Origin of the sequence: Streptomyces sp. ITFR-21, assembly GCF_031844685.1 — a bacterium.
GTDB lineage: Bacteria > Actinomycetota > Actinomycetes > Streptomycetales > Streptomycetaceae > Actinacidiphila.
Window position 1 is genome coordinate 4,816,040 of the sequence record NZ_CP134605.1, and the last position, 26,968, is coordinate 4,843,007.

23 protein-coding genes and 2 tRNA genes are annotated in these 26,968 nt (G+C 73.2%); 15 read left to right on the forward strand and 10 right to left on the reverse strand.

Annotated features, from left to right (window positions below; all coding sequences use genetic code 11):
- The first annotated feature begins 66 nt into the window (after positions 1–66).
- The 3 genes from RLT57_RS21705 (at position 67) to RLT57_RS21715 (ending at position 2,501) form a co-directional block, all read left to right on the forward strand.
- On the forward strand, positions 67–600 hold the full coding sequence (locus RLT57_RS21705) for a molybdenum cofactor biosynthesis protein MoaE (RefSeq protein WP_311298954.1): 534 nt from the start codon (positions 67–69) through the stop codon (positions 598–600).
- A gap of 482 nt (positions 601–1,082) precedes the next feature.
- Positions 1,083–1,415 (forward strand): hypothetical protein, encoded by a 333-nt coding sequence (locus RLT57_RS21710; RefSeq protein ID WP_311298955.1) that lies wholly within the window; start codon positions 1,083–1,085, stop codon positions 1,413–1,415.
- Positions 1,416–1,424: 9 nt separating this feature from the next.
- Entirely contained in the window at positions 1,425–2,501 is a 1,077-nt protein-coding gene (locus tag RLT57_RS21715) for a YlbL family protein (protein WP_311298956.1), read from the forward strand.
- A 184-nt stretch (positions 2,502–2,685) separates the two neighbouring features.
- On the opposite strand, the gene RLT57_RS21720 is transcribed toward RLT57_RS21715, so the two are convergent.
- Positions 2,686–3,240: a PPA1309 family protein gene (locus RLT57_RS21720; protein ID WP_311298957.1), complete on the reverse strand. Its 555-nt coding sequence runs from the start codon at positions 3,238–3,240 to the stop codon at positions 2,686–2,688.
- 109 nt (positions 3,241–3,349) lie between these two features.
- On the opposite strand from RLT57_RS21720, the gene RLT57_RS21725 reads away from it, so the two are divergent.
- The 5 genes from RLT57_RS21725 to RLT57_RS21745 all read left to right on the forward strand — a co-directional run bounded on the left by RLT57_RS21725 (position 3,350) and on the right by RLT57_RS21745 (position 10,320).
- Positions 3,350–6,256, forward strand: coding sequence for a UPF0182 family membrane protein (locus RLT57_RS21725; RefSeq protein ID WP_311298958.1), 2,907 nt, complete (start codon positions 3,350–3,352; stop codon positions 6,254–6,256).
- A 42-nt stretch (positions 6,257–6,298) separates the two neighbouring features.
- Positions 6,299–6,372 (forward strand) — tRNA-Met (locus RLT57_RS21730).
- 489 nt (positions 6,373–6,861) lie between these two features.
- Positions 6,862–8,544: a tetratricopeptide repeat protein gene (locus RLT57_RS21735; RefSeq protein ID WP_311300798.1), complete on the forward strand. Its 1,683-nt coding sequence runs from the start codon at positions 6,862–6,864 to the stop codon at positions 8,542–8,544.
- A gap of 154 nt (positions 8,545–8,698) precedes the next feature.
- Positions 8,699–8,775 (forward strand) — tRNA-Met (locus RLT57_RS21740).
- A 231-nt stretch (positions 8,776–9,006) separates the two neighbouring features.
- Entirely contained in the window at positions 9,007–10,320 is a 1,314-nt protein-coding gene (locus tag RLT57_RS21745) for a HEAT repeat domain-containing protein (RefSeq protein ID WP_311298959.1), read from the forward strand.
- On the opposite strand, the gene RLT57_RS21750 is transcribed toward RLT57_RS21745, so the two are convergent.
- A complete protein-coding gene (locus RLT57_RS21750) occupies positions 10,286–10,696 on the reverse strand; it encodes a Fur family transcriptional regulator (RefSeq protein WP_311298960.1) in 411 nt (136 codons plus the stop codon). The genes RLT57_RS21745 and RLT57_RS21750 overlap by 35 nt on opposite strands.
- 129 nt (positions 10,697–10,825) lie before the next feature.
- On the opposite strand from RLT57_RS21750, the gene RLT57_RS21755 reads away from it, so the two are divergent.
- On the forward strand, positions 10,826–12,286 hold the full coding sequence (locus tag RLT57_RS21755; protein ID WP_311298961.1) for a catalase: 1,461 nt from the start codon (positions 10,826–10,828) through the stop codon (positions 12,284–12,286).
- Between the two features lie 214 nt (positions 12,287–12,500).
- Here the strand turns inward: RLT57_RS21755 and RLT57_RS21760 are convergent, their stop codons facing one another.
- The 6 genes from RLT57_RS21760 to RLT57_RS21785 form a co-directional block, all read right to left on the reverse strand.
- Positions 12,501–12,905 carry a CBS domain-containing protein gene (locus RLT57_RS21760; protein ID WP_311298962.1) on the reverse strand — a complete coding sequence of 135 codons (405 nt, stop codon included), beginning with the start codon at positions 12,903–12,905 and terminating at the stop codon, positions 12,501–12,503.
- 323 nt (positions 12,906–13,228) lie between these two features.
- Positions 13,229–14,029, reverse strand: coding sequence for a histidinol-phosphatase (hisN, locus tag RLT57_RS21765; RefSeq protein WP_311298963.1), 801 nt, complete (start codon positions 14,027–14,029; stop codon positions 13,229–13,231).
- Between the two features lie 139 nt (positions 14,030–14,168).
- Positions 14,169–14,492, reverse strand: coding sequence for a DMT family transporter (locus RLT57_RS21770; protein ID WP_311298964.1), 324 nt, complete (start codon positions 14,490–14,492; stop codon positions 14,169–14,171).
- A gap of 205 nt (positions 14,493–14,697) precedes the next feature.
- A complete protein-coding gene (gene rsgA / locus RLT57_RS21775; protein ID WP_311298965.1) occupies positions 14,698–15,699 on the reverse strand; it encodes a ribosome small subunit-dependent GTPase A in 1,002 nt (333 codons plus the stop codon).
- Between the two features lie 9 nt (positions 15,700–15,708).
- Complete coding sequence (gene aroA, locus RLT57_RS21780; protein WP_311298966.1) at positions 15,709–17,148, reverse strand: 3-phosphoshikimate 1-carboxyvinyltransferase; 1,440 nt, start codon at positions 17,146–17,148, stop codon at positions 15,709–15,711.
- Positions 17,149–17,295: 147 nt separating this feature from the next.
- Positions 17,296–18,009 (reverse strand): M50 family metallopeptidase, encoded by a 714-nt coding sequence (locus RLT57_RS21785; protein WP_311298967.1) that lies wholly within the window; start codon positions 18,007–18,009, stop codon positions 17,296–17,298.
- 252 nt (positions 18,010–18,261) lie between these two features.
- Between RLT57_RS21785 and RLT57_RS21790 the strand changes: the two genes are divergently transcribed.
- From RLT57_RS21790 to def, 6 genes are all read left to right on the forward strand, one after another.
- A complete protein-coding gene (locus RLT57_RS21790) occupies positions 18,262–19,077 on the forward strand; it encodes an SOS response-associated peptidase (RefSeq protein ID WP_311298968.1) in 816 nt (271 codons plus the stop codon).
- Positions 19,077–19,841 (forward strand): alpha/beta hydrolase family protein, encoded by a 765-nt coding sequence (locus tag RLT57_RS21795; protein WP_311298969.1) that lies wholly within the window; start codon positions 19,077–19,079, stop codon positions 19,839–19,841. The genes RLT57_RS21790 and RLT57_RS21795 overlap by 1 nt, the downstream gene beginning before the upstream one ends.
- 255 nt (positions 19,842–20,096) lie before the next feature.
- Positions 20,097–20,762, forward strand: coding sequence for a sigma-70 family RNA polymerase sigma factor (locus RLT57_RS21800; protein WP_399129900.1), 666 nt, complete (start codon positions 20,097–20,099; stop codon positions 20,760–20,762).
- Positions 20,759–21,064, forward strand: coding sequence for a mycothiol system anti-sigma-R factor (gene rsrA / locus RLT57_RS21805; protein WP_311298970.1), 306 nt, complete (start codon positions 20,759–20,761; stop codon positions 21,062–21,064). Before RLT57_RS21800 ends, rsrA begins: the two co-directional genes overlap by 4 nt.
- Positions 21,065–21,333: 269 nt before the next feature.
- Positions 21,334–22,338 carry a tetratricopeptide repeat protein gene (locus RLT57_RS21810; RefSeq protein ID WP_311298971.1) on the forward strand — a complete coding sequence of 335 codons (1,005 nt, stop codon included), beginning with the start codon at positions 21,334–21,336 and terminating at the stop codon, positions 22,336–22,338.
- Positions 22,339–22,545: 207 nt separating this feature from the next.
- On the forward strand, positions 22,546–23,169 hold the full coding sequence (def, locus tag RLT57_RS21815) for a peptide deformylase (protein WP_311298972.1): 624 nt from the start codon (positions 22,546–22,548) through the stop codon (positions 23,167–23,169).
- Positions 23,170–23,279: 110 nt separating this feature from the next.
- On the opposite strand, the gene RLT57_RS21820 is transcribed toward def, so the two are convergent.
- Positions 23,280–24,323 (reverse strand): ribonucleotide-diphosphate reductase subunit beta, encoded by a 1,044-nt coding sequence (locus tag RLT57_RS21820; RefSeq protein ID WP_311298973.1) that lies wholly within the window; start codon positions 24,321–24,323, stop codon positions 23,280–23,282.
- A complete protein-coding gene (locus tag RLT57_RS21825; RefSeq protein WP_399129121.1) occupies positions 24,314–26,764 on the reverse strand; it encodes a ribonucleoside-diphosphate reductase subunit alpha in 2,451 nt (816 codons plus the stop codon). The genes RLT57_RS21820 and RLT57_RS21825 overlap by 10 nt, the downstream gene beginning before the upstream one ends.
- Positions 26,765–26,968: the final 204 nt, after the last annotated feature.

Consider the following 26,968-nt stretch of genomic DNA (forward strand, 5'->3'; position numbering starts at 1 on the left):
GCTCGTCCCGCCGTCCGGCCGGGCGGCAATAGGAGGCCGTTCCGTGTCGCGGGCGCATGAGGCAGCATGACCGGCATGGCTCAGACGAACGACCCGGGCGACGTCCGCGACCCCAGCGCTTCCCGTGCCCCGGGAGGCTCGGGGCACTCCCGCGTCCCCGCCGCCTCCGGCCCGCAGTGCCCGATCCGGCTGCTGGCGGTCCGCGACACCCCGCTCTCGGTGGACGAGGTGTTCGCCGCGATAGGCGACGACGGGGCCGGCGGCAGCACGTTCTTCGTCGGGACGGTACGCGACCACGACGGTCGCCAGGACGCGGCCGTCACCTCCTTGGCCTACACCGCGCACCCCGCCGCCGAGGCGGAGCTGCGCCGGGTGGCCGAGAAAGTGGCCGCCGACTTCCCGGTACGCGCGCTGGCCGCCGTCCACCGGGTCGGTGAGCTGCGGGTCGGCGACATCGCCGTGGTCGTCGCGGTGTCCTGCGCCCACCGCGACGAGGCGTTCGCGGCCTGCCGCCGCCTGATCGACGACCTCAAGAGCCAGGTCCCGATCTGGAAGCACCAGACCTTCGCCGACGGGGCGGAGGAATGGGTGGGCGTCTGAGGGGGCACCGCGGGGGGCGCGCCCAGAGGTGACCAACGGCGGGGGTGTGGTGCCCCGGGTGGGTGTCCGGTGGGGGGTGGGGCACCCCACCCGCCGCGGCACCCACTCATGGCACCCCCGCTCCTTGCCGGGCACCCCTCAGCGACCCCAGCGGGCGCCCCCAGGGCCCCGGTCCTCCCGCCTGACGGCCCCAACCCCCGGCTGGCACCCCCGCACCCCCGCCCGGCCGTCCGCCCACGGCGTCGGGTGAGCGGTGGGGGTGCCGGCTGCCGCCCGACGCCGGGAACGCTCCGGGCGCCGTCCACCGCCGGGGCGCCCGGGTACCGCTTGCCGGCCCCCCGCGCGCCTCCCGTCTGGGCGGTTCACCGTCCGTTAGTGGGGTTTCGGTTGCGTGACCCTGCGGCACGGCCGAAGGTTGACCTGTCGGGTGGTTAATCTGCTCATAAGTCTGATTTGGTGCATACGGGGTCGGGAGTCTCGCTGTGGCCGCACTCGTCTGGTTGCTCATCCCCGTGGCCGCGGCCGTCCTCGCGGGGCTGTGGGGCCGCTGGGCCGCCCGCCGCCGGGTCACCGGCGACGGCGAGTCGCTGGCCGGCTACGAGCGCTTCAGGACCGCGATGGAGGCCGGTCTGGCGCCCGGCGCACCCGACGTCGGGCAGAGCGCCCTGCGGCGGCCCGTGCGGCCCGTGCCACGCGTGCGGGACGGTTCTCGGCGGCGGCCCGAGCGGGCGGTGCGGGAGAGTGTCCCGCGGGGCGCCGAGCTGCCCGGGGAGGAGGATTCCCCCCGCGGACCGGTTGTCGGACCGGTCCCGTAGGGTCGTCCCATGCCACGCCGCACCGCGACGCTGATCGCCTCGACCCTGACGCTCATAGTGCTGTTGGGCGTGGCACTGCTCGCACCCGCTCCCTACTCCGAGATGTCACCCGGGCCGACCGTCAACACCCTCGGAGACTACGGCGGCGACACGGTGATCTCGATCTCCGGCCGGCAGACGTACCCGGCCACCGGCCACCTCAACATGACGACCGTCCGGGTCACCGGCGCCGACTACTCGATGAACCTGGTCGAGGGCATGCTCGGCTGGCTCCGGCACGACGACAAGGTCGTCGAGCACGACACGCTCTACCCGCAGGGGCAGACCGCCGAGCAGGCCGACCAGGAGAACGCCGAGGAGTTCAGCCAGTCCCAGGACAGCGCCAAGGTCGCCGCCCTGGAGGAGCTCAAGATCCCCGTGCCGTCCCGGGTGATCGTCTCGGCGGTGGTCAAGAGTGGCGCGTCCGAGGGCGCGCTGCACGCCGGGGACGTCATCAAGGCGGTGGACGGCACCGCGATCACCAAGGCGGACCAGGTGGCCACGGCCGTCACCCGGCACAAGCCCGGCCAGCAGGTGACCTTCACCGTCATCCGGGCCGCCGACGCCAAGAGGAAGTCGACGAAAACGCAGGACGTGCGGATCACCACCCGCACGTCGGCCGACGGCGGGCCGACCCGCGCGGTGGTCGGTATCCAGGCCGGGGTCGAGCACATCTTCCCGTTCGCCATCGACATCAAGCTCGCCGACGTCGGCGGCCCCAGCGCCGGCATGATGTTCGCCCTCGGCATCGTGGACAAGCTCACCCCCGGCAGCCTGACCGGCGGCAACTTCGTGGCGGGCACCGGGACCATCGACGACAGTGGGGCCGTCGGCCCGATCGGCGGCATCGGCCTCAAGACGATCGGCGCCCGCGACAAGGGCGCCCAGTTCTTCCTGACCCCGGCTGACAACTGCGAGGAGGCCGCCAAGGACATTCCCGGCGGCCTCACCCTGGTCAAGGTCAAGACGCTGGACGACGCGATGGCGGCCCTCAAGGACATCAAGGCCGGCGACGACAAGGCACTCCCCAGCTGCTCCAGGAGCTGAACCCCGCGCCGCACCCCGCGCCGCACCCCAGACGCGACCCGCGCCCGAGCGAGCGCCCCGCCGAGGACGCCGACCCCCGGCCAGCCGCAGAGGCCGCACAGAGGCCGCGACCCCGTGTCCCGTTCGGCCGCAAAGGCGGCGACCCCCGTGTCCTGCTCGACCGCGAAGGCCGCCGCGAGCCACCTCAGCCCTCGAAGGTCGCCGCCAGCGCCTCCGCCAGCCCCGGCACCAGCTCCGCGCCGGTCAGCACGTCCGACGGTGAGTCCTTCGCCCGCAGCCGCAGCGCCGACTCGCGGGCGCCGCCCCGCAGCACGCCGACCGTCATCCGCACCTCCTGCCGCTGCGGGTGCGCGGCCACCCACGACGCCAGTGAGTCGTCGTCCAGGTCCTCGGGCAGCGAGGTCTCCGCGGACGGCGGCAGCATCAGCCGCTCCACGGTGAGCGCGCAGCCCGCGATCACCTCGGGCCACGCGATGGTGGCCAGGAACTCGTCCAGCGGCTGCCCCGGCGGCAGTTCCTCCTGCTCGATCGGGGTCAGGCCGGCGGCGGCGTTGGCCCCCAGTCCCAGCTGGCGGGCCAGGGCAGGCTCCTGGGCGCGCAGTTGTGCGGTGTCTACGAGGGCGAACAGCCGCGCCGGCTGGTCCCAGCCGAGGCCGGAGGCGTACGCGTCGATCTCCAGTACGGCCCGGGTCAGCGGGTTCGCGGCAAGGGGGGCGCCGTCGGTGGCGTTGATGGACATGGTCACTATCCTGCCTGTTCCCCGGCCGGAATCGGGAACCGGCCAAAGCGTAGGTAAGTTTCAGATGTGGGGTCCGACCCGGGACGCCTGCGAACACCGACATTTCGAGGTGCGCACCTTGGTATTCCAGATGCCCGAGCGCGGCGGCGGGCCGACCGTTCCGCGGGCCGGCGCGGGCCGGACCAGCCGCGGCACCCGGACGGTGCTCATCACCATCTGCGTGCTCGCCGTGCTGATGATCGCGTTCGTGATGCTCGCCGGGTTCTGGACCGACCTGCTCTGGTACCGGTCGGTGCACTTCTCCTCGGTGTTCACCACCATGCTGTGGACCAAGATCGTCCTGTTCCTGGTGTTCGGCCTGCTGATGGCCGCCGCGGTGGGGGTGAACATCTATCTGGCCCACCGGCTGCGCCCGCCGCTGAGCGCGATGTCGGTGGAGCAGCAGAGCCTGGACCGCTACCGGATGGGCATCGCGCCGTACAAGACCCTGGTGCTGCTCGGCGTCTGCGCGGTGGTCGGGCTGGTCGCCGGCGGATCGGCCGCGGGGCAGTGGCGGCTGTGGCTGCTGACCGCCAACGCCACGCCCTTCCACGTGAAGGACCCGCAGTTCCACAAGGACGTGTCCTTCTACGCCTTCCACCTGCCGTGGTACCGCTTCCTGCTGGGCTTCGGCTTCGCCGCCGTGGTGCTGTCGCTGATCGCCGCCGCCCTGGTGCACTACCTGTACGGGGGCCTGCGCATCACCTCGCCGGGTGGCCGGGCCACCGCCGCCGCCACCGGGCATCTGTCGGTGCTGCTCGGCCTGTTCGTCTCCCTGAAGGCGGTCGCGTACTGGCTGGACCGCTACGGGCTCGCGGTGAAGCCCAGCGGCCTGAAGTTCGCCGACAACTGGACCGGTCTGCGGTACGTGGACGCGAACGCGTACCTGCCCGCCAAAACGATCCTGTTCTGCATCGCGGTGATCTGCGCGCTGCTGTTCTTCGCGACGCTGTGGCGGCGCACCTGGTCGCTGCCGGTGATCGGCCTCGGTCTGATGGTGCTGTCCGCGATCCTGATCGGCGGCCTGTACCCGGCGATCGTGCAGAAGTTCCAGGTGCAGCCCAACGAGGCGGCGAAGGAGGCGCCGTACATACAGAAGAACATCGACGCCACCCGGGCCGCGTACGGCATCTCCGACAGCCAGGTGTCCGACTACACCGGCAGCAGCAAGGCGGCGGGCCCGACGCTGCGGAGCGACACCGCCGACGCCGCCTCTATCCGGGTGCTCGACCCCAACGTGGTCTCGCCGACGTTCCAGCAGATGCAGCAGTCCCGCAGCTACTACTCCTTCCCGTCCACGCTGGACGTCGACCGGTACACCACCGGCGGCAAGGAGCAGGACACGGTGGTGGGCCTGCGCGAGCTGAACATCAGCGGCGTCCCGGAGAACAACTGGATCAACGACCACTTCAAGTACACCCACGGCTACGGCATCGTGGCGGCCAAGGGCACCGAGGTCACCGGCAACGACCCGGCCGGCAACGACCCCACCGGGCAGCCCGTCTACACCGAGCAGGACCTGCCGACCACCGGCAGCCTCGGCGGCTACGAGCAGCGGATCTACTTCGGCGAGCAGACCACGCAGTACTCGATCGTCGGCGGCCCCACCAAGGAGCTCGACTTCGCCGACAAGACCGGCGAGCGGTCGACCGCCTACCACGGCAAGGGCGGTGTCAGCCTCAGCAACCCGCTCACCCGGGCCGCCTACGCGGTGTCCTTCGGCGAGCCGCAGATCCTCTACTCCGGCGCCATAGGCCACGGTTCGAAGATCCTCTACAACAGGACCCCCAAGGACCGGGTGGAGGCGGTCGCGCCCTGGCTGACCATCGACGGGGACCCGTATCCCGCGGTGACCGACGGGCGGGTGCAGTGGATCGTGGACGCGTACACCACCACCAACGGGTATCCGTACGCCTCCAGGACCACGCTCGGCGACACCACCGCGGACTCCCTGACCGACGACCAGCGCTCGGTGGTCGCGCAGCAGAACAAGGTCAACTACATCCGCAACTCGGTGAAGGCGACCGTGGACGCCTACGACGGCACGGTCAGGCTGTACCAGTGGGACACCGAGGACCCGGTGCTCAAGACCTGGATGAAGGCGTTCCCGCACACCGTGCTGCCCAAGTCGGCGATCCCGGCCGACCTGCTGGCCCATCTGCGGTACCCGCAGGACCTGTTCAAGGTGCAGCGGCAGCTGCTGACGAAGTACCACGTCACCAAGGCCGCGCAGATCTACAGCGGCAGCGAGGTGTGGCAGGTCCCCGACGACCCGGCGTCGAAGTCCGGCAAGGCGGTGCCGCCGTACTACCTGAGCCTGGAGATGCCCGGCCGGAGCGGCCGGGAGTTCTCGCTCACCTCGACGTTCACCCCCAGCGACCGCGGCAACCTGGCGGCCTTCGTCGCGGTGGACGCCGACGCCACCAGTCCCGACTACGGCACGATGCGGCTGCTGAAACTGCCCACCGACGCGCCCGTGGACGGGCCGCAGCTGGTGCAGAGCAAGTTCAACTCCGACTTCGCGCAGCAGATCACGCTGCTGCGCGGCAAGGACTCCACCATCGAGTACGGCAACCTGCTCACCCTGCCGCTGGACGGGGGACTGCTGTACGTGGAGCCGGTGTACGTGCGCGGCGCGGACACCAACTACCCGCTGATGAAGAAGGTGTTCGTCAACTTCGACGGCAAGATGGCGATGGAGGACACCCTCGGCGAGGCGCTGGACGCCGTCTTCGGCGCCGGCCCGCCCGCCGGCACCGGCGGCGGGACGGCGGCCGACCCACCGACCCCGTCCCCGCCGCCGTCGTCCGCCGGTTCCGGGAGCGCGCTGCGGGATGCGCTGAGCCGGGCCCAGCAGGCGTACGACGACGGGCAGCGGGCGCTGAAGGACGGCGACTGGGCGACGTACGGCGAGGCGCAGAAGCGGTTGGCAGCCGCCCTGGAGGACGCTCAGGAGGCCGAGACGAAGTCGGGCTGAACGGGTGAGATCCCGCGTCGTGGTACGGTTGGGACACAACGGCGCGGGGTGGAGCAGCTCGGTAGCTCGCTGGGCTCATAACCCAGAGGTCGCAGGTTCAAATCCTGTCCCCGCTACTGCAAGAAGAGGCCCGAAGTCAATAGACTTCGGGCCTCTTCACTTGTATGGGGGATATCGCACGTCACGCGTTTGGTGTGACGCCTTATCGGGAAGTCGACAAAACGCTGAAGAGACCGTGCGGGTTGCGGTATACCAGGTGTACGCCGGTACCGGGTGGTGCGACGATGGGGCTTATGGGGGAGAGTGCGAGGCTGCTGAATACTCGTCAGAGCCATGGGGAGCGTTGGTCGGCGGGCGAGCTGCCCGCGGCCTCGGGCATTTCGGGGACGACTGTGAACACACGTGCGGACGGCGGTACGGACGCCACGGTGGCGTCGCTGCTGCCCGCGCAGCGCCGCAAAGGGAGCACCGCCGGCGGGATCGGCGCGGTGGGCGCGGCCGGCGACGGCGTCGGCGCGGCCGGCGAGGGTACGGCGGCCGCGGCCGGGGGGCCGCTGTCCGTGCCGGTGCTGCTGACCGAGCTGCCCGACGAGGACACCCTCGCGATGCGCGAGGAGGCCGAGATCGAGGCGCGCCACCGCAGGGCCGCCGAGCAGGGCGACCCGGGCGCGATGAGCGCGCTGGGCACCCTGCTGCTGCGCCGCGGCGACCTGGCCGGCGCCGAGCCGTTCCTGCGCGCCGCCGTCCAGCACGGCGACCGCGCCGCCGCCAACAACCTCGGCCTGCTGCTCAACCAGCACGGGCACGCCGACGAGGCCGCCGAGTGGTGGCGGATCGCCGCGGTCGCCGGGTCCGCCGCCGCCGCGCACGCGCTCGGCCGCCACTACCGGGAGCGCGGCGACGAGCCCGGCGCTGAGTACTGGCTGCGGCAGGCCGCCGAGTCCGGCCACACCCTGGGCGCCTACGCGCTCGCCGACCTGCTCGACCACCGCCGGGACGTGGGCGCCGAGCGGTGGTTCCGCGCCGCCGCCGAGCACGGGCACCGCGAGGCCGCGTACCGGCTGGCCGGGATCTGCGGGGAGCGCGGCCAGGACCACGAGGCCGAGCAGTGGTACCGGCAGGCCGCCGCCCGCCGCCACCGCCGGGCCGCGCTGCGGCTGGGCACGCTGCTGGAGGAGCGCGGCGAGCTGAAGGAGGCCGGCCACTGGTACCTGACCGCGGCCCGGGACGGCGAGGCGCGGGCCGCCTGCGCGCTGGCGTTCCTGCTGCGCGACGCGGGCGACATCGACCAGGCCGCCACCTGGTGGCGGCGCGCCGCCCAGGCCGGCGACGGCAACGCGGCCAACGCGCTCGGCGCGCTGCACGCCCACCGGGGCGAGACGCAGACCGCCGAGCGCTGGTACCGCACGGCGATGGAGGCGGGCGACGTCAACGGCGCCTACAACCTCGGGCTGCTGTGCGCCGGGCAGAGCCGCGGCACGCAGGCCGAGCAGTGGTACCGCAAGGCGGCGTACGCCGGGCACCGCGAGGCGGCCAACGCGCTGGCGGTCCTGCTGCTCCAGCGCGGTGACGCGGCCGGGGCGGAGCCGTGGCTGTCCAAGGCGGCCGAGGCGGGCAGCATCGACGCCGCGTTCAACCTGGGCATCCTGCACGCGGCCCGCGGTGACGAGGGCACCGCCCTGCGCTGGTACGAGCGCGCCGCCGCGTCCGGGCACGCCGAAGCCGCCCTCCAAGTGGCGATCGCGCTCCAGCAGGAGGGCGACCACCACGGCGCCGAGCGGCATCTGCGGTGCGCGGCCGGGGGCGGCAGCCCCGAGGCGGCGTTCCGGCTCGGGGCGCTGCTGGACCGCAGGGAGCGGGACGACGACGCGGAGGTCGCGGGATCGGGCTCGGTCGAGGCGGAGGAGTGGTACGAGCGGGCGGCCCGGCAGGGGCACCGCCGGGCCCAGGTCCGGCTCGGCATGTGCGCGGCCAAACGCGGCGACGTGGTGGCCGCCGCCCGGTGGTACCGGCGGGCCGCCGAGGCGGGCTCCCGCAACGGCGCCTTCAACCTCGGGCTGCTGCTGGCCCGCGAGGGCAGCGAGCCCGAGGCGGCCATGTGGTGGACCCGCGCGGCCAACGCCGGCCACGGCCGTGCCGCCCTGCGCATGGCGCTGCTCTCGGCCCGCCGCGGCTCGCTCGCCGAGGCCCAGTCCTGGTGCGCCCGCGCCATCACCTGCGGGCCGGCCGAAGTGGCCGAGCGCGCCGCCAGGCTGACCGACGCGGTGGCCCACGAACTGACCGCGTGAGCCCGCTGCCCGCGGCGTGCCCGGCGGTGCCGCGGCCCGCGCCGCCGCGCCCCGCTTCTCTTGGGAGAGCGGGCGCGGCGGCGGGCCCGGCACCGGCGGCCGGGAGGCGATTTGGTGAGGTCAGCCCGTGTGGGCTAAGGTAAAGACACAACGACGCGGGGTGGAGCAGCTCGGTAGCTCGCTGGGCTCATAACCCAGAGGTCGCAGGTTCAAATCCTGTCCCCGCTACCAGTGAGAAGTCAGGGCTCGGAGGTTCCTCCTCCGGGCCCTGACTTTTTCTTCCGCTTACTTCCGCTTGCTTTCGTTTTCGTCTCCCGGTTCCTCTTATTAGGGCAAAGTCCGGCCGAACTGCCTTGGTCCGTGACCGCCGCCGCGCGATCCTGGTGCCGTACGACGGGGCGAGGCGTGGAGGCGGGATTGCTGCGCAGACGGCGGGGGCGGTCCGCGGGTACGGCTGCGGCCGTGGATCCCGGTCGTTGGGACGTGTGGTGCGCCCGTGCGGTCGGTGGCAGGCGGCGCGAGGACGTACTGGAACTGCTCGCCGCGCTGCGCCGGATACCGGGCGGCCCGTCGCCGGACCGGGCCGCCGCACTCGACGCCCTCGGACGGGCGCCCGCCGACCTGCTGCTCCTCCTGGACAGGTACGCCCGCAGCGGCCCGCCGCCGGTCGGGGCACCGCCCGCGGTCGGCCGGTGCTCTCCCGCGCTGCTGCTGGCCTCCCTGGACGCCGACGGCCGGACCCGCGAGGCCGCCGTAGGGCGTCTGGCCGGCTCCGGCGGGCCGCTGGCCGCCGCGGCGCTGGCCCTGCGCACCGTCGACTGGGTGCCTCAGGTCCGAGACCGGGCCGCCGCCGCCGTACTGCTGCGCTCGGCTCCCGACGAGGTCGCCGCCGTGGTGCGGATCCTGCTCCGGCTCGGCGGGCGCAGCCGCGCCGGCGGGCTGCTCGCCGCCTACCGGAAGGTGCTCGGCGAGCCCCCGCACCGCCGCGCGGTCCGGGCGCTGGCCGCGGACGCCGATCCCGCGGCCCGCCGCTTCGGCGTCGAACTCGCCCTGGACCTCGGTGAGTACGTCAAGGGCGATCTGCTGCGGGCGGCGCTGCACGACCACGACGAGGTGTGCCGCCGGCTGTGCGCCGAGCGGCTGCTGGAGATCGACCCGGACCAGGCGGGCGGGCTGCTGCGGGCCCGCGGTGCCCGGGTACGGGAGCTGGCGGTCGCCGCGCTGCCCCCGGACGTGCCCGCGACCCGCCTGGTGGCGCTGCTCGCCGACCGGGCCAGGATGGTGAGGGCGCAGGCGCGCTGGCAGCTCTACCAGCGCGGCGAGCCGCCCGCCGACGTCTACCGCAGGCAGCTGCGCCGGGTGGGCCGCGCGCCCGCGCCGACCCGGTTACTGGCCGGACTCGCCGCGGGGCTGGGGGAGTGCGGGGAGGCCGGGGACGCCCCCCAGCTGGCCCGGCTGCTGACCGACCCGCACGCGGTCGTCCGCCGGGCCGCGGCCCGCGCGGTGGGCCGGCTCGCCAAGCCCGACGACCTGGTCGGCCTGCTGGGCCCGCTGGCGACCGACCCCGACCCGGGCGTGGCCCGCGAGGTGTTCGAGGCGCTGTCCCGGGTGCCGGACGACGTACCGGCGGAGACGCTGTGGATCGGCCGGACCCGTACCGAACCCGCGGTACGCGCGATCGCCGAGCGCATCAGCAGGAACGCCTCGCCCGGGGCGGCCGGCCGGTCGGCGGCGCGCGGCGTCAGGAGCAGTCGGGGCACAGACCGCGGTAGGTGACCTCGGCGTCGGTGACGGTGAAGCCGAAGCGCTCGCCGGACGGCAGCGCCGCCAGCGGGTCCCCGAGCGGGTGGACATCGCGGATGGTGCCGCAGCGCGAGCAGACCAGGTGCTGGTGCGGCCGGTGGGCGTTGGGGTCGTACCGCTTGGCCCGCCCGTCGGTGGCGACCTCGATGACCTCGCCGATGCTGACCATCTCGCCCAGCGTGTTGTAGACCGTGGCCCGGGAGATCTCCGGCAGCCGGGCGATGGCACGCGCGTGCACCTCGTCGGCGGTCAGGTGCACGTGGTCGCCGTCGAGGACCTCGGCCACCACCCGGCGCTGGGCGGTCAGCCGCCAGCCCCGGGTGCGCAGTCGTTCCAGCAGGTCGCTCATGCGCACCAGCCTAACAGCGCGGGTTCAGATCACGAATTGTTCTGCAACTGACTCTCTTCTTGACTTGGATAAAGTCTAATGTAGGATCGTTTCCGGTGACAGTCGAGGTCGGGTCGAACGCAGGGAGACGTGACGGTGCAGGAGACGGGTCCGCTGACCACCGAGTCCGGGGCGCCGGTCGCGGACAACCAGAACAGCGAGACGGCCGGCCTCGGCGGTCCCGTCCTGGTCCAGAGCCAGCACCTGCTGGAGAAGCTCGCGCACTTCAACCGCGAGCGCATCCCGGAGCGGGTCGTGCACGCCCGCGGCGCCGGCGCCTACGGCACTTTCACCCTCACCCACGACGTGTCCCGGTGGACGCGGGCGGCGTTCCTGTCCGAGGTGGGCAAGCAGACCGAGATGTTCCTGCGGCTCTCCACCGTGGCGGGCAACCTCGGCTCGGCCGACGCGGTGCGCGACCCGCGCGGGTTCGCGCTGGAGTTCTCCACGGAGGACGGCAACTACGACCTCGTCGGGAACAACACCCCGGTGTTCTTCATCAAGGGCGCCGTCAAGTTCCCCGACTTCATCCACACCCAGAAGCGCGACCCGTACACCGGTTCGCAGGAGGCGGCCAACGTCTGGGACTTCTGGGGGCTAAGCCCGGAGTCGACGCACCAGGTGGCCTGGCTGTTCTCGGACCGCGGCATCCCGGCGAGCTACCGGCACCTGAGCGGCTACGGCTCGCACACATACCAGTGGGGCAACGAGGCCGGCGAGGTCTTCTGGGTCAAGTACCACTTCAAGACCGACCAGGGCATCAGGAACCTCACCACCGAGGAGGCCGTGCGGCTGTCCGGCGTGGACCCGGACTCCCACCAGCGCGACCTGCGCGAAGCCATCGAGCGCGGTGAGTTCCCGTCCTGGACGGTGCAGATCCAGGTGATGCCGGCGGCCGAGGCGGCGACGTACCGTTTCAACCCGTTCGACCTGACCAAGGTGTGGCCGCACGCGGACTACCCGCCGGTCGAGATCGGCCGGCTGGAGCTCAACCGCAACCCGGAGAACGTCTTCGCCGAGGTCGAGCAGTCCGTCTTCAGCCCCGCGCACTTCGTGCCCGGCATCGGCCCGTCCCCGGACAGGATGCTCCAGGGCCGGCTCTTCGCGTACGGCGACGCGCACCGCTACCGGGTCGGCGCCAACGCCGACCACCTGCCCGTCAACCGGCCGCACGCCGCGCGGGCGCGCACCCACGGCCGGGACGGCCACCTGTACGACGGGCGGCACGGCGGCAGCAAGAACTACGAGCCGAACGGCTTCGGCGGTCCCTTCGAGACCGGCCGCCCGTTGTGGGAGGCCCTTCCGCTGACCGGCACCACGCAGTACAGCGCGGCGCCCTCGCACGCCGAGGACAACGACTTCGTGCAGGCCGGCAACCTCTACCGGCTGCTGGACGAGGACGCGAAGTCCCGCCTGATCGAGAACCTGGCGGGCTTCATCGCCAAGGCGTCCCGCGACGACATCGTCGAGCGCGCGGTGAACAACTTCCGTCAGGCGGACACCGACTACGGCAAGCGGCTGGACGCCGCGGTCCAGGCCCTCCGCGCCTGATCCGACCGTTTGACCGTGAGGCCGACGGGGCCGGACGCCGTATGGGCTCCGGCCCCGTCGTCGCGTCCCGGCCGCGCGGTCCGCGCGCTGCCGGCCCCCGCCGGTCCGGGCCCGCCGGTCCGGGCCCGCCGGTCCGGGCCCCCCGGTCCGCGCCACCCGGTCCGGGTGCGGCGGGCCACCGCCGGGCCGGGCCGTCCTCTCCGCGCCGCCCGCGTCAGACGGGCAGCGGGGCGTCGGCCGCCGCCTTGGCCGGGGCCCAGCAGCGGACGATGTCGCGGACCGAGACGACGCCGGCCGGTTCGCCGCCGTCGAGCACGACGAGGTGCCGGAAACCGCCGCGCAGCATCGCGTCGGCGGCCTCGGTGAGCGTCCACCGGCGGGTGGCGAAGACGACGTCGGTGGTGGTGTGGGCGTGCGCGGGCTCGCGGTCGGGGTCGAGCCCGGCGCCGATCGCGTCGAGGATGTCGCGTTCGGTGAGTATGCCGAGCCCGAAGGTGTCGGGGTCGAGGACGATCGCCGCCCCGACGCGCCGGGCGGACATCAGCTGGGCGGCCTGGCGGAGGGTGTGGGCGGGGCCGATGGTCAGAACCACCGTGCTCATCGCGTCGCTGACCAGCATGTGGGGGCACCTCCTGGGCGGGCGGCCGACGGGCGGCCCTTCCGTGGACGGTCTGCGGGCGAACGGTCGGCGGGCGGGCGATCCCGCCCGTGAACGGGTTCACAAGTTCACAAGTCCGCTCCTCCTCATGTTCACATGAGCACAAGGTCGGGTGCAAGGGGGCGGAGGAAGCATCCCAGGGGCGTGCGGACCGCCGTACGCTCCGGGTGTTCGGCTCGGCGCGGCCTTCCCGTCAGCTCCTGTCAGCTCGCGTCACAGCTCTTGAAGCGGCTCCCGGTACGGGCCTCCCGCCGGCCCGCGCCCGGCTCCGCGCGGGGCGGTGCTCACGGCTGGCCCAGATACCCCAGCAGCTCCTCGTGCAGCAGCCCGTTGGACGCCGCGGCGTTCCCGCCGAAGGGGCCCGGCACGCCGTCCAGCGAGGTGAAGCGCCCGCCCGCCTCCCGTACGATCACGTCGTTCGCCGCCATGTCCCACAGGCTCAGCTCGGGCTCCGCGCAGATGTCCACCGCGCCCTCGGCGACCATCATGTACGGCCAGAAGTCACCGTAGCCGCGGGTCCGCCAGCAGTCCCTGGTCAGGTCGAGGAAGCCGTCGAGCCGCCCCTGGTCCTCCCAGCCGCTCAGCGAGGAGTACGCGAAGGAGGCGTCCTCCACCCGGTTCACACCGGACACGTGCAGCCGTGTCGCCGAGGTCAGGCTGCGGCCGGTGTACGCGCCGGTGCCCTTCGCCGCCCACCAGCGGCGGTTCAGCGCGGGGGCGGAGACCACGCCGACCACCACCTCGTCCCCCTGCTCGCCGCGGTCCGCCAGCGCGATCAGGGTCGCCCACACCGGCACCCCGCGCACGTAGTTCTTGGTGCCGTCGATCGGGTCGACGATCCAGCGGCGCGGCCCGCTGCCCGCGCCGGCGCCGTACTCCTCGCCCAGCACGGCGTCCCGCGGCCTGGCCCGGCCGAGTTGACTGCGGATCAGCTCCTCCGCCGCCCGGTCGGCCTCGCTGACCGGCGTCAGGTCCGGCTTGGTCTCGACCGTGAGGTCGAGGGCCTTGAAGCGGGCCATGGTCGCGGCGTCGGCCGCGTCGGCCAGGACATGGGCGAGTCGCAGGTCGTCGTTGTAGTCGGGCATACGCCGAACCCTAGCGAGCGGGCCCGGCCCGGCGCTCGGCGGCGGGCAGTGTCCGCCGGCCGGTGGTGTCCGTCGGCCGGTGGTGTCCGTCGGCTGGTGGTGTCCGGCGGCGGGCCGGTCCGTGGTCAGTGGCCGGCGGTCAGTGCGAGGAGCCGGAGATCTGCAGGCCGATGACGCCGACGATGACGAAGGAGATCGAGACCAGCTTGAGGGCCGAGACGAGGTCGCCGAGGAAGGCCATGCCGTAGATCGCCGTGCCGGCCGCGCCGATGCCGGTCCAGACCGCGTAGGCGGGGCCGACGTCGAGCTTCTTCAGGGAAAGGGTCAGCAGACCGAAGGAGCCCAGGGCGAAGAGGCAGAAGGCGATGGTGGGCCACAGGCGGGTGAAGCCGTGAGAGAGCTTCAGGCAGACCGCGAAGCCGGTCTCGAAGATGCCCGCGACCACCACCAGGAGCCAGGCCATCGGGTGCCTCCGTTTCCCGCTTGTTCCGTCGTTCCGCGCGACCGCGCGCTGCTGATCATCACACAGCATGCCCGCAATCGGCACGGATACAGTGCAGCCGCCCGGTTCCGCTCCGACCGGACGGCGTCCGGCGGTGTCCGGGGGTGTCCGTCGGCGTCCTGCGGCGGTTCGGTGCCGGACGCCGCCGGGGCCGGTCGGCCGTCCCTCAGTCGCCCTCGCGCCGCTCGCGGGTGGCCAGCAGCCGCCGCAGCGAGTCCAGCCGGGCCGGCTCGGCGTGACCCGCCGCCACCCAGGCGTCCAGCGCGCACTCCGGCTCGTCGTGGGAGCAGCCCCGCGGGCACTCCTCGGTGCCCGGCTCCAGGTCGGGGAAGGCGTGGATCACCCGCGACGGGTCGATGTGGTGCAGTCCGAAGGACCGTACGCCGGGGGTGTCGATCACCCAGCCGGTGTTGCCCGGCAGCGGCAGCGCCAGCGCGGAGGTGGTGGTGTGCCGGCCGCGCCCGGTCACCGCGTTGACGTGGCCGGTGCTGCGCTGCCGCGCCACCAGCGCGTTGACCAGTGTGGTCTTGCCGACGCCGCTGTGGCCGACGAACGCGGTGACCCGGTCGGCGAGCCGGGCCCGGATCTGGTCGACGCCGCCGGTCAGGAAGTCGTCCCGGTTGGTCACCACGTATGCCAGGTCCAGCGCGCCGTACGTCTCCAGCAGCGGCTCGGCGGAGGCCAGGTCGGACTTGGTCAGCACCAGCAGCGGGTCGAGCCCGGCGTCGTAGGCGGCGACCAGGCAGCGGTCGATCATCCGCGGCCGGGGCTCGGGGTCGGCCAGCGCGGTGACGATCGCCAGCTGGTCGGCGTTGGCGACCACCACCCGTTCGAAGGGGTCGGTGTCGTCGGCGGTGCGGCGCAGCACCGACGAGCGCTCCTCCACCCGTACCACCCGGGCCAGCGTGTCCTTCACGCCCGACAGGTCGCCGACGACGGCCACCCGGTCGCCGACCACCGCGGACTTGCGGCCCAGTTCGCGGGCCTTCATCGCGACGATCTCCCGGTCGTCGACCAGGACGTGCAGCCGGCCGCGGTCGACGGTGAGGACCATGCCCTCGGCGGCGTCCTCGTGCTTGGGGCGGATGCTGGTACGGGGCCGGTTGCCCTTGGTGTTGGGGCGGACGCGGACATCGTCCTCGTCGGGGTTCTTGCCGTAGCGGCGCATGGTGTGCGGTCAGCCCCGCGTTCCGTCGGCGGGGACAGCAGGGGTAGCGGGGGTAGCGGGGGCAGCGGGGACAGTGGGAGTGCCGCGGACGCTTGAGGTGCCGGGAACGCCGGGGACGCCGGCCGTGTCGTTCCCGCGGCCGTCCAGCATGCCGGCCCACAGCTCGGGGAAGTCCGGCAGCGTCTTCGCGGTCGTCGCCACGTCCTCCACCTCGACGCCCGGCACCACCAGGCCCAGCACCGCGCCCGCGGTGGCCAGCCGGTGGTCCCGGTAGGTGTGGAAGACCCCGCCGTGCAGCGGCATCGGGCGGATCCGCAACCCGTCGGCGGTCTCGGCGACACTGCCGCCGAGGCCGTTGATCTCGGCGGCGAGCGCCGCGAGCCGGTCGGTCTCGTGCAGCCGCAGGTGCGCGATGCCGGTCAGCAGCGACTCGCCGTCGGCCAGCGCGGCCACCGCGGCGACCACCGGGGCCAGCTCGCCGACCTCGTGCAGATCAACGGTGACCGCGTGCACCTTGCCGGAGCCGGTCAGGGTCAGCCCCCGCTCGCTCAGCTCGCAGGAGCCGCCCATCAGGGTGAACAGCCCGCGCAGCGCGTCACCGGGCTGGGTGGTGCGGCGCGGCCAGTCCGGGACGGTCACCCGGCCGCCGGTGACCAGCGCGGCGGCCAGGAACGGCGCCGCGTTGGACAGGTCGGGCTCGACCGTCAGATCACGTCCGAGCAGCGCGCCGGCCGCGACCCGCCAGACGTCGGGGGTGCCGCTGTCCTGCGGTGAGTCGACCCTGGCGCCGGCCTTCCGCAGCATGTCCACGGTCATCCGGATGTGCGGCACCGACGGCAGTGCACCGCCGGTGTGGCGCACCTCCACGCCCTTGTTGAAGCGCGGGCCGGACAGCAGCAGGGCGCTGACGAACTGGGACGACGAGGAGGCGTCGATCTCCACCGCGCCGCCGGTCAGCGAACCGGCGCCGTGCACGGTGAGCGGCAGGGCGCCGCGGCCCTCGTCGTCGATCCGGGCGCCGAGCCGCCGCAGCGCGTCGATCACCCCGTGCAGCGGCCGCTCGTACGCCCTGGTGTCGCCCTCGAAACGGATCGGGCCGTCGGCGAGCACGGCGACCGGCGGCAGGAAGCGCATCACGGTGCCGGCGTTGCCGACGTCGACGGTGGCCGGTCCGTGCAGGCCGGCCGGGATGATCCGCCACGCCTCGCCGCCGGCCGGGTTCACCACCTCGTCGATCTGCACGCCCATCGCCCGCAGCGCGTCGGCCATCAGGGCGGTGTCACGGCTGCGCAGCGGACGGCGCAGCCAGCCCGGCTCGGCGGAGTGCGCCGCCAGCACCAGGGCTCGGTTGGTCACCGACTTCGAGCCGGGCACCGTGACGGTCGCGTCCACGGCACCGGGCGCGGTCGGGGCCGGCCAGTGGCCGGCTTGCGCGGTGCGGTCGCTCATGACGCCCAAGCCTAGTGGCTGCGGTACAGGGGGATAAGTCGGCGAAACCGGCGAAACCGGCCGGAAACCGATGGGGATCACTCCCGGCCACTCCTGACCCTCGTGCACGGCGTCCGCGAGGGGACGGCCGGCCCGCACCCCGGCGGCCTACCGCACGAGCAGCCAACGGGCGCCGCCGATCAGCGAGAACAGCGCGACGGCGTAGAAGAGGAGCATCCACAGCGCCGCCGGGGTGCCGGTGAGCCGGGCCAGCTGGTCGGCGTCGGAGGAGCCGCCGCGCTCCCGCCGCCTGCCGCGCTGCAGCTCGGTGACCGGCCGGGCGCCGCCGACCAGCAGGAACCACACCACCAGATACGCGAACGCGGCCTGGACCTGCGCGTCGGTCAGCCAGGAGACGAGCAGGAACAGCGCCCCGGTGACCACCACGGTCAGCACGCCGTACGCGTTGCGGATCATCACCAGCATGACCAGGAGCAGCGCGGTGGCCCCCCACAGCAGCGCGGTGATGTGCCCGGCGGCCAGCAGCGCGGCACCGGCCAGGCCCAGCAGCGGCGGGGCGGTGTAGCCGGCCGCCGCGGTCAGCACCATCCCGACGCCGTGCGGCTTGCCCCGGGAGACGGTCAGACCGGAGGTGTCCGAGTGCAGCCGTATGCCGTTCAGCCGCCGGCCGCTCAGCAGCGCCACCAGGCCGTGGCCGCCCTCGTGCGCGATGGTCACCGCGTTGCGGACGATCCGCCACACGCTCCGGGTCAGCACCGCGGCGAGCGCGAGCACGGCCGTGGCGCCGACCAGCCAGCGCGAGGGGTCCGGCTGGCCGCCGGTCAGGCGGTGCCACATCCCGGTGATGCTCGCGACGTTCATACGGCGATCGTTCCTCTGCTTCCTGTGCTGCTTCCTGTGCTGTTTCCCGTGCGTCCTGCGTATGCCGTGCGGTGCCCTGCGTGCCGTGCCTCCCGCGCCGGGGCGGGGCCCCGCCGGGCCCGGTCCGGACACGGGCTCCGCCCCCGCACCCGCCCTCGCCCCCGCACCCGCCCCCGCCCCCGCAACCGTGCCGCTCCGTCGTCCCCCGGCCGGCTTTCCGTTCGGGGCCGCGGTCGTGGCAGTGTGTCAGCCATGTGCGGTCGATACGTGGCGAGCCGGAAACCCGAGGATCTCGTGGACCTCTTCCAGGTCCGGAAGTGGGAACCCGCCGAGACCATCGCCCCCGATTGGAACGTCGCCCCGACGAAAGAGGTCTTCGCGGTACTGGACCGTCCGATACGGGAGTCCGGTTCCCCGGCCCCGGTCCGGCAGCTGCGGGTGCTGCGCTGGGGGCTGGTCCCGTCCTGGGCCGCGTCCCCCGAGGGCGCCGCCCGGCTGATCAACGCCCGCGCCGAGACGGTGGCCGAGAAGCCGTCCTTCCGCCGGGCGCTCACCGCCCGCCGCTGCCTGATACCCGCCGACGGCTACTACGAGTGGCTCACCGGCGCCCAGGAGCGGCAGCTGGAGGAGGAGGGCCGCAAGAAGCGCTCCCGCAAGCAGCCGTACTTCGTCACCCCCGCCGACGGCTCGGTGTTCGCGATGGCCGGCCTGTACGAGTTCTGGCGCGACCGGACGCTGCCCGACGACCACCCGCGCGCCTGGTGGACCACCTGCACGGTGGTGACCACCGCCGCCGAGACCGGCGACCTCGCCGGGTACCAGGGGCAGGGGCCGCGCTCGCTCGCCGACATCCACCCCCGGATGCCGCTGATGCTCACCCCCGACCGGTGGGCGGCCTGGCTGGATCCGGCCACCACCGACCCGGACCGGCTGCAGGGGCTGCTGGCCCCGCCGCCCCCGGGCCTGCTGCGGGCCTTCCCGGTCGGCACCGCGGTCAGCAGCGTGCGGAACAACGGCCCCGAGCTGGTCGAGGAGCTGGCGGCGCCCGAGGAGGAGACACTGTTCTGATGGTTCAGAAGGCTCAGCGGACTCCCACCGCCCGGCGGGCTGCGCAGGAGGGGCCGGCGCCGACCGCCCGGCAGGTCCCGACGCCCCCGACGGCCCCGACCGCCCGGCAGGCCCCGACCGCCCGGCAGACGGTCGCCACCCCGGTCGGCGACGCCCGGATCAGCTGGTACGAGGCCGCCGGCGCCCGCGGTGTGCTGGCGCTCTCGCACGGCGCCGGCGGCGGCGTCGAGGCCCGGGACCTGGCGGCACTGGCCACCGCGCTGCCCCCGTACGGGGTGACCGTCGCGCTGGTCGAGCAGCCCTGGCGGGTCGCCGGGAAGAAGGTGGCGCCCGCGCCCAGGACGCTGGACGCCGCCTGGAGCGCGCTGTGGCCCGCTCTCGCCGGTCCGTCACTGCCCGTGGTGGCCGGCGGACGCAGCGCGGGCGCCCGGGTCGCCTGCCGTACCGCCGGTCCGCTGGGCGCCGCCGCCGTCCTCGCGCTGGCCTTCCCGCTGCACCCGCCCGGCCGTCCGGACACGTCCCGGGCCGACGAGCTGGCGCTGGCCGCCGGCGCCGGTCCGCTGCTCGTCGTCCAGGGCGGCAACGACCCGTTCGGCCGCCCCGGCGATTTCCCGCCGGCCCACCGCCCCGCGGAGATCCCCTTCGCCGACCACGGCTTCGCCGTCCCCAAGCGGGCCCCCCTCACCCAGGAGGCCGCACTGCTCCGGCTGACCGGGACCGTCCGCGCCTGGCTGACCGGGCTCGGCCACATCCGCCGGGAATGACGGCGGCAACCTCTGTGTTACGTAAGCCGACAGGATCGCCACCGGGGTGTGAGGAGAGGCAGCCGCATGGTTTCAGCCGCATGCCGGCCCAGCGCGAAGGGCAACGCGCAGCCGGCCGCAGCCGTGCCGTACCTGGACTGGAGCCAGTGGTCCAGCAAGGATGACGGCAAGGCCACATCGGGCATGCCCATCCCCGGTGCAATATCCTCCCAGACGAGCGTGTCCACTTTGGGGCGCGCTGGCGTTTCTGAGGAGGTGGGTCCGGTCACCGGCACCGACGACAGCACGGCGGAAACCGCGGGTGCGTCCGGCCAGGCGGCACAGGAGAGCGAGGCGGAGCGCAGCGAGCGCTTCGAGCGGGACGCCTTGAGCTTCCTCGACCAGATGTACTCGGCCGCGCTGCGGATGACCCGCAATCCGGCCGACGCGGAGGACCTGGTGCAGGAGACGTACGCGAAGGCGTACGCGTCGTTCCACCAGTTCCGTGAGGGCACCAACCTGAAGGCATGGCTGTACCGCATCCTCACCAACAGCTTCATCAACTCCTACCGCAAGAAGCAGCGGGAGCCGCTGCGCAGCGGCTCGGAGGACATCGAGGACTGGCAGCTGGCCCGCGCCGAGTCGCACATGTCGACCGGTCTGCGCTCCGCCGAGTCGCAGGCGCTCGACCACCTGCCCGACTCGGACGTGAAGTCCGCGCTTCAGGCGATCCCGGAGGAGTTCCGCATCGCGGTCTACCTCGCGGACGTCGAGGGCTTTGCGTACAAGGAGATCGCGGACATCATGGGAACGCCCATCGGTACGGTGATGTCCAGGCTGCACCGCGGGCGTCGCCAGCTGCGCGAGCTGCTGGAGGACTACGCCCGGGACCGCGGGCTCGTCCCGGCGGGCGCGGGAGATCAGAAGGGCGCGGATTCATGAGCTGCGGCAAGGCACATGAGACGGACTGCTCCGAGGTGCTGGGCCACCTCTACGAGTATCTCGACGACGAGATGTCCGCGGAGTCCTGCGCCAAGTTCCAGGAGCACTTCGAGGAGTGCCAGGCCTGCCTGGAGAAGTACGGGCTGGAGCAGGCCGTCAAGAAGCTGGTGAAACGGTGCTGCGGCTCCGACGACGTACCCCGTGACCTGCGGTCGAAGGTGATGATGCGGATCGAGCTGATCCGCGCCGGCCGGGGCGCCCCCGAGGCCGACGCCTTCACCGAGGCACCCACCGCCACCTGACCCGTCCCCCTCTTTCCCCTCCTCCGCATCACCCGTGCGGGTGGTGCGTCGTGCACCCGCCTCCGCCTGGGTGGGTGCACTTATGCCTCCCCACCTGGGCATGGTTGGATGCCCGCGGGGATGGCAAGGAGGTCGGGTGGGGACAACGGCCAAAGTGTGCAAGGTTGGTGTCGTACGGGGTGGTGCGGAGGCCGTACGGGGGCGAGATCGTGGTGCGGGAAGGCGACGTCCTGGCAGTGATCGGCTGAGCGGGCAGGCGGGAAACGACGTTGAAGATCTTCGGAAGAGTGCGGCACCGGCCGTCGCCCACCTGGCGGCAGGCCACCGACCGGGCGTTCTCACTGATCGACGACGGCCGTTACGAGGACGCGGGCGCGCTGCTGACCCGGGCCGCCGACCTGGAGCCGTGGCTGTCGGAGTCGTGGTACAACCTGGCGCTGCTGCACAAGTTCCGGCACGACTGGACGCAGGCCCGGATCGCCGGGCTGCGGGCCGTCGCGCTGCTGGACCGCCCGGCGGGCGCCCCTGACTGGTGGAACCTCGGCATCGCCGCCACCGCGCTGCAGGACTGGCCGCTGGCCCGGCGCTCCTGGCAGGCGTACGGGCTGCGGCTGCCGGCCGGCACCGCGGTGCGCGGCGGCGAGGAGTCGGTCCGGCTGCCGCTGGGCAGCGCCGCCGCCCGGCTGTCCCCGGAGGGGGAGGCCGAGGTGGTGTGGGGCCGGCGCCTCGACCCGGCCCGGATCGAGGTGCTGTCCATCCCGCTGCCGTCGTCCGGCCGCCGCTGGGGCGAGGTCGTCCTGCACGACGGGGTGCCGCACGGCGAACGCGCCACCGAAGGCGCCGCGGGCGGTGCGGTCTACCCGGTCTTCGACGAGATCGAGCTGTGGGCGCCGTCCCCGGTGCCGACCTGGCTGGTGCTGCTGGAGGCGGCCGAGGAGTCCGACCGCAACGCCTTGGAGCGGCTGGCCGCCGAGGCCGGCTACGCGGCCGAGGACTGGTCGTCGTCGGTGCGGCTGCTGTGCCGCACCTGTTCGGAGAGCCGGATGCCGACCGACGACGGGTCGTCGACCACCCGCGACCCGCACGACCACGGCGAACCGGGTCACCCCGGCCATCTGAGCCATCTGAGCCCCGGCAGCGAGGACGTGCCGTGGTCCCCGGAGCGCGAGTGCGGCATCGCCGCCCCGGCCGCCCTGGTGCACGGCCTGCTCGACGGCTGGGTCGCCGACAGCCCGGACACCCGCGACTGGCGGGACCTCGAAGAGGTCTGCTGATGTCGCGGGTCTGCTGATGCCGCGCCGGTCCGCCTGCGGGCGCTTCGGCCCGGCGCCGGCACCCGGCCGTGCCCGGCCGCCCGTTCCCGGCGCTCTCCGGGTGTTTCCCCTTTCGACACCTGGGCGCCCTTGGGGCCCACCGGCACCGGCCGGGGCCCCGTACCCTTGGGAGGATCGTTGACGGTTCCCGGAAGGCGTACGGCGCAGATGTCCCAGCAGCAGACTGAGCACGGCCAGGAGTTCCTCGATGACGTCACGGACGCCGAGGCGCGCGAGCAGGCGTACCGCGAGCGTGGCACCGTCCGCCCGATCACCGTGGTCGGCAACCCGGTGCTGCACCGGGAGTGCAGGGACGTCACCGTCTTCGACGACGAACTGGCCGCGCTGATCGACGACATGTTCGCCTCGCAGCGGGCGGCGGAGGGCGTGGGCCTGGCCGCCAACCAGATCGGGGTGGACCTCAAGGTCTTCGTCTACGACTGCCCCGACGACGACAACGAGCGGCACGTCGGTGTGGTCTGCAACCCGGTGGTCGAGGAACTGCCCGCCGACCAGCGGCACTTGGACGACTCCAACGAGGGCTGCCTGTCGGTGCCCGGCGCCTACATGGAACTGCCGCGGCCCGACTACGCGGTGGTACGCGGCCAGGACGCCAAGGGCAACCCGATCCGGGTGCACGGCCGCGGCTACTTCGCCCGCTGCCTCCAGCACGAGACCGACCACCTGTACGGGCGGCTCTACATCGACCGGCTCTCCAGGCGGGAGCGCAAGGACGTGCTGCGCCAGATGGCCGAGGCCACACCGAAGTTCGCGACCGTCCCGAACGACTGACGCCGCTCGGGACGGCCGGTGCAGGGGGACCGCCGTAGCCCGGCCGCCGGGCCGGGACCATCGGCGGCGGGGGCGCAACCGGCCGTCCCGGCCGCCCCGGCCGTTCCGGGCTAGAAGTCCTCGTCGAGGGCCACCGAGCCCTCGACGGCGACCTGGTAGGCCGACGGCCGCCGCTCGAAGAAGTTCGTCAGCTCCTGGACCCCCTGCAACTCCATGAAGGAGAACGGGTTCTGGGAGCCGTACACCGGCGCGAAGCCCAGCCGGACCAGGCGCTGGTCGGCGACGCACTCCAGGTACGCCCGCATCGACTCGGTGTTCATCCCGGGCAGCCCGTCCCCGCACAGGTCCCGGCCGAACTGCAACTCCGCCTCGACGGCCTCGCGCAGCATGTCGGTGACCTGCCGCCCCAACTCCTCGTCGAACAGCTCCGGTTCCTCTGTGCGGACGGTGTCCACCACGTCGAAGGCGAAGCCCATGTGCATCGTCTCGTCGCGGAACACCCAGTTGGTGCCGGTCGCCAGGCCGTGCAGCAGCCCGCGGGAGCGGAACCAGTAGACGTACGCGAAGGCCCCGTAGAAGAACAGGCCCTCGATGCAGGCGGCGAAGCAGATCAGGTTGAGCAGGAAGTGGCGGCGGTCGGCCCGCGAGCCGAGCCGGTCGACGGACTCCACCGAGTCCATCCAGCGGAAGCAGAACTGCGCCTTCTCCCGGATGGACGGGATGCTCTCCACCGCCGCGAAGGCCGCCGTGCGGTCCGCCGGATCGGGCAGGTAGGTGTCCAGCAGCGTCAGGTAGAACTGGACGTGCACGGCCTCCTCGAACAGCTGGCGGGACAGGTACAGCCGCGCCTCGGGGGAGTTGACGTGCTTGTAGAGGGTGAGCACCAAATTGTTGGCCACGATCGAGTCGCCGGTGGCGAAGAACGCCACCAGCCGGCCGATCAGGTGCTGCTCCGCGGCACTGAGCCGGGCGAGGTCGGCGACGTCGGAGTGCAGGTCGACCTCCTCCACCGTCCAGGTGTTCTTGATGGCGTCGCGGTAGCGCTCGTAAAAGTCGGGGTAGCGCATCGGACGCAGGGTCAGTTCGAAGCCCGGGTCGAGCAGGTTCTTCCGCGCGGCGGCGGGGGCCGGGGCGGTGCTGGTCATTACTGGCATGCCTCGCAGGACTCGGGGTTCTCCAGGGAGCAGGCGGCCGCCTCGGCGGTCGGCTGGGCCGGTACGGGGACGGGCGCGGCGGCCGGCGGCAGGGCCTGGGCCGCGCGGGCGATCCGGGTCGCGGGCCGGGACCGCAGGTAGTAGGTCGTCTTCAGGCCGCGCTGCCACGCGTAGGCGTACATCGAGCTGAGCTTGCCGATGGTCGGCGTCTCCAGGAACAGGTTCAGCGACTGGCTCTGGTCGAGGAACGGGGTACGGGCCGCCGCCATGTCGATCAGGCCGCGCTGCGGGATCTCCCAGGCGGTGCGGTACAGCTCGCGTACCTCCGCCGGGATCCAGCCGAAGCCCTGCACACTGCCGCCCGCGTCCCGCAGCGCCTCCCGGGTCTGCGTGTCCCACACCCCGAGCTCCTTGAGCTCGGCCACCAGGTAGGAGTTGACCTGGAGGAACTCGCCCGAGAGGGTCTCGCGCTTGAAGAGGTTGGAGACCTGCGGCTCGATGCACTCGTACGCGCCCGCGATGGAGGCGATGGTGGCGGTCGGGGCGATGGCCAGGAGCAGCGCGTTGCGCATCCCGGTGGCCGCCACCCGCTGGCGCAGCGCGGCCCACCGCCGCGGCCAGTGGAAGTCCACCCCGAAGTGGTCCGGGTGCAGCACGCCGGCGGCGGTGCGGGTCTGGTCCCAGGCCGGCAGTGGCCCGTCGCGCTCGGCGAGGTCGCAGGACGCCTCGTAGGCGGCGAGCATGACCCGCTCGGCGATCTTCGTGGACAGCGCGCGGGCCGCGGCGGAGTCGAACGGCAGCCGCAGTGCGAAGAACACGTCCTGCAGGCCCATCACGCCCAGGCCCACCGGGCGCCACTCGGCGTTGGAGCGGCCGGCCTGCTCGGTCGGGTAGAAGTTGACGTCCACCACCCGGTCGAGGAAGGCCACGGCGGTGCGGACGGTCTCGTCCAGCCGCGCCCAGTCCAGTTCACCGTCCGGGCCGCCGGGGGTGACGAAGGCGCCGAGGTTGACTGAGCCGAGGTTGCACACGGCCGTCTCGGAGTCGTCGGTGACTTCCAGGATCTCGGTGCACAGGTTGGAGGAGTGCACGGTGCGGCCGGGCAGCGCGGTCTGGTTGGCGGTGCGGTTGGCGGCGTCCTTGAAGGTCATCCAGCCCTGGCCGGTCTGCGCCAGGGTGCGCATCATCCGCCCGTACAGCTCGCGGGCCGGCAGTGTGCGCAGCGCCAGCCCCGCCCGCTCGGCCGCGCGGTAGGCGGTGTCGAAGGCGTCGCCCCACAGGTCCACCAGCTCGGGGACGTCGGCGGGGGAGAACAGCGACCAGTCGGAGTCGGCCTCGACCCGGCGCATGAACTCGTCCGGCACCCAGTGCGCGAGGTTGAGGTTGTGGGTGCGGCGGGCGTCCTCGCCGGTGCTGTCCCGCAGTTGAAGGAACTCCTCGATGTCGGCGTGCCAGGTCTCCAGGTAGACCGCCGCCGCGCCCTTGCGCCGGCCGCCCTGGTTGACCGCGGCCACCGAGGCGTCGAGGGTCTTGAGGAACGGCACGATGCCGTTGGAGTGCCCGTTGGTGCCGCGGATCAGCGAGCCGCGGGCGCGGATCCGGGAGAAGGGCAGGCCGATGCCGCCGGCGTGCTTGGAGAGCCTGGCCACCTGGTGGTAGCGGTCGTAGATGGAGTCCAGCTCGTCCAGCGGGGAGTCCAGCAGGTAGCAGGAGGACATCTGCGGGTGCCGGGTGCCGGAGTTGAACAGGGTGGGGGAGCTGGGCAGGTACTCCAGGGCGCTCATCAGCCGGTACAGGGCCGCCACCTCGTCCAGCGCGCTCCGCGCCGGGCCGCCCGCCGGGGCGCCCGCCGCGGTGGGGCGCTCGTCGGCGAGGCCGGCCGCGACGCGCAGCATGAAGTGCTGCGGGGTCTCGACCACCTTCCGGGTGATCGGGTGCCGCAGCAGGTAGCGGCTGTACAGGGTGCGCAGCCCGAAGTAGCCGAACCGGTCGTCGGCCCCGTCGGCTAGCGCCCGGTCGACCAGCGCGTCCAGCTCGGCCGAGTGCCGGCGGGCGAAGTCGGCCGTGCGGTCGGCGATCAGGCCCTCGCGGTGGCCGACCGCGACGGAGGCGGTGAAGGACACCGCGCCCTGTCCGGCCGCCTCGTCGGCGATGGTGCGGGTGAGCAGCCGGGCCGCCAGCCGCGAGTACGCCGGATCCTCGGAGATCAGCCCGGCGGCGGCCTCGGTGGCCAGTTCGCGCAGTCCGGCCGCGTCGGAGGCGGCGTTGCGGCCGCGCAGCGCGGCGGCGGCCACCCGGCCGGGGTCGGTGTCAGGGAGGTCCGCGGTGAGCGTCGTGAGGTGCCGCAGCAGTCCGTCGCCGGGCCCGTCGTCCGGTTGCGGGTCGCCGGGCCCGGCGCCGCCGGGGTCGGCTGCTGCGGGATGTACGGGCGCGATGGTCACGGTGATGTTCTCTCTCCCTCGAACGCGGCGGCGGCCGTCGCGGGGAGAGCGGGGGCGGTGGGCCGTGCGCGCCGTCTGCGGGCACGCGGGAAGGCCCTGCCGCGTCCGCCGGCCCACTCCGCGAGGCCCGGACGACCGTGCCCGCCCCCGCCGGGACGGCGGGACGCGCACACTGCGGGCAGGCGATCGGGCTGTGCGGGCGCG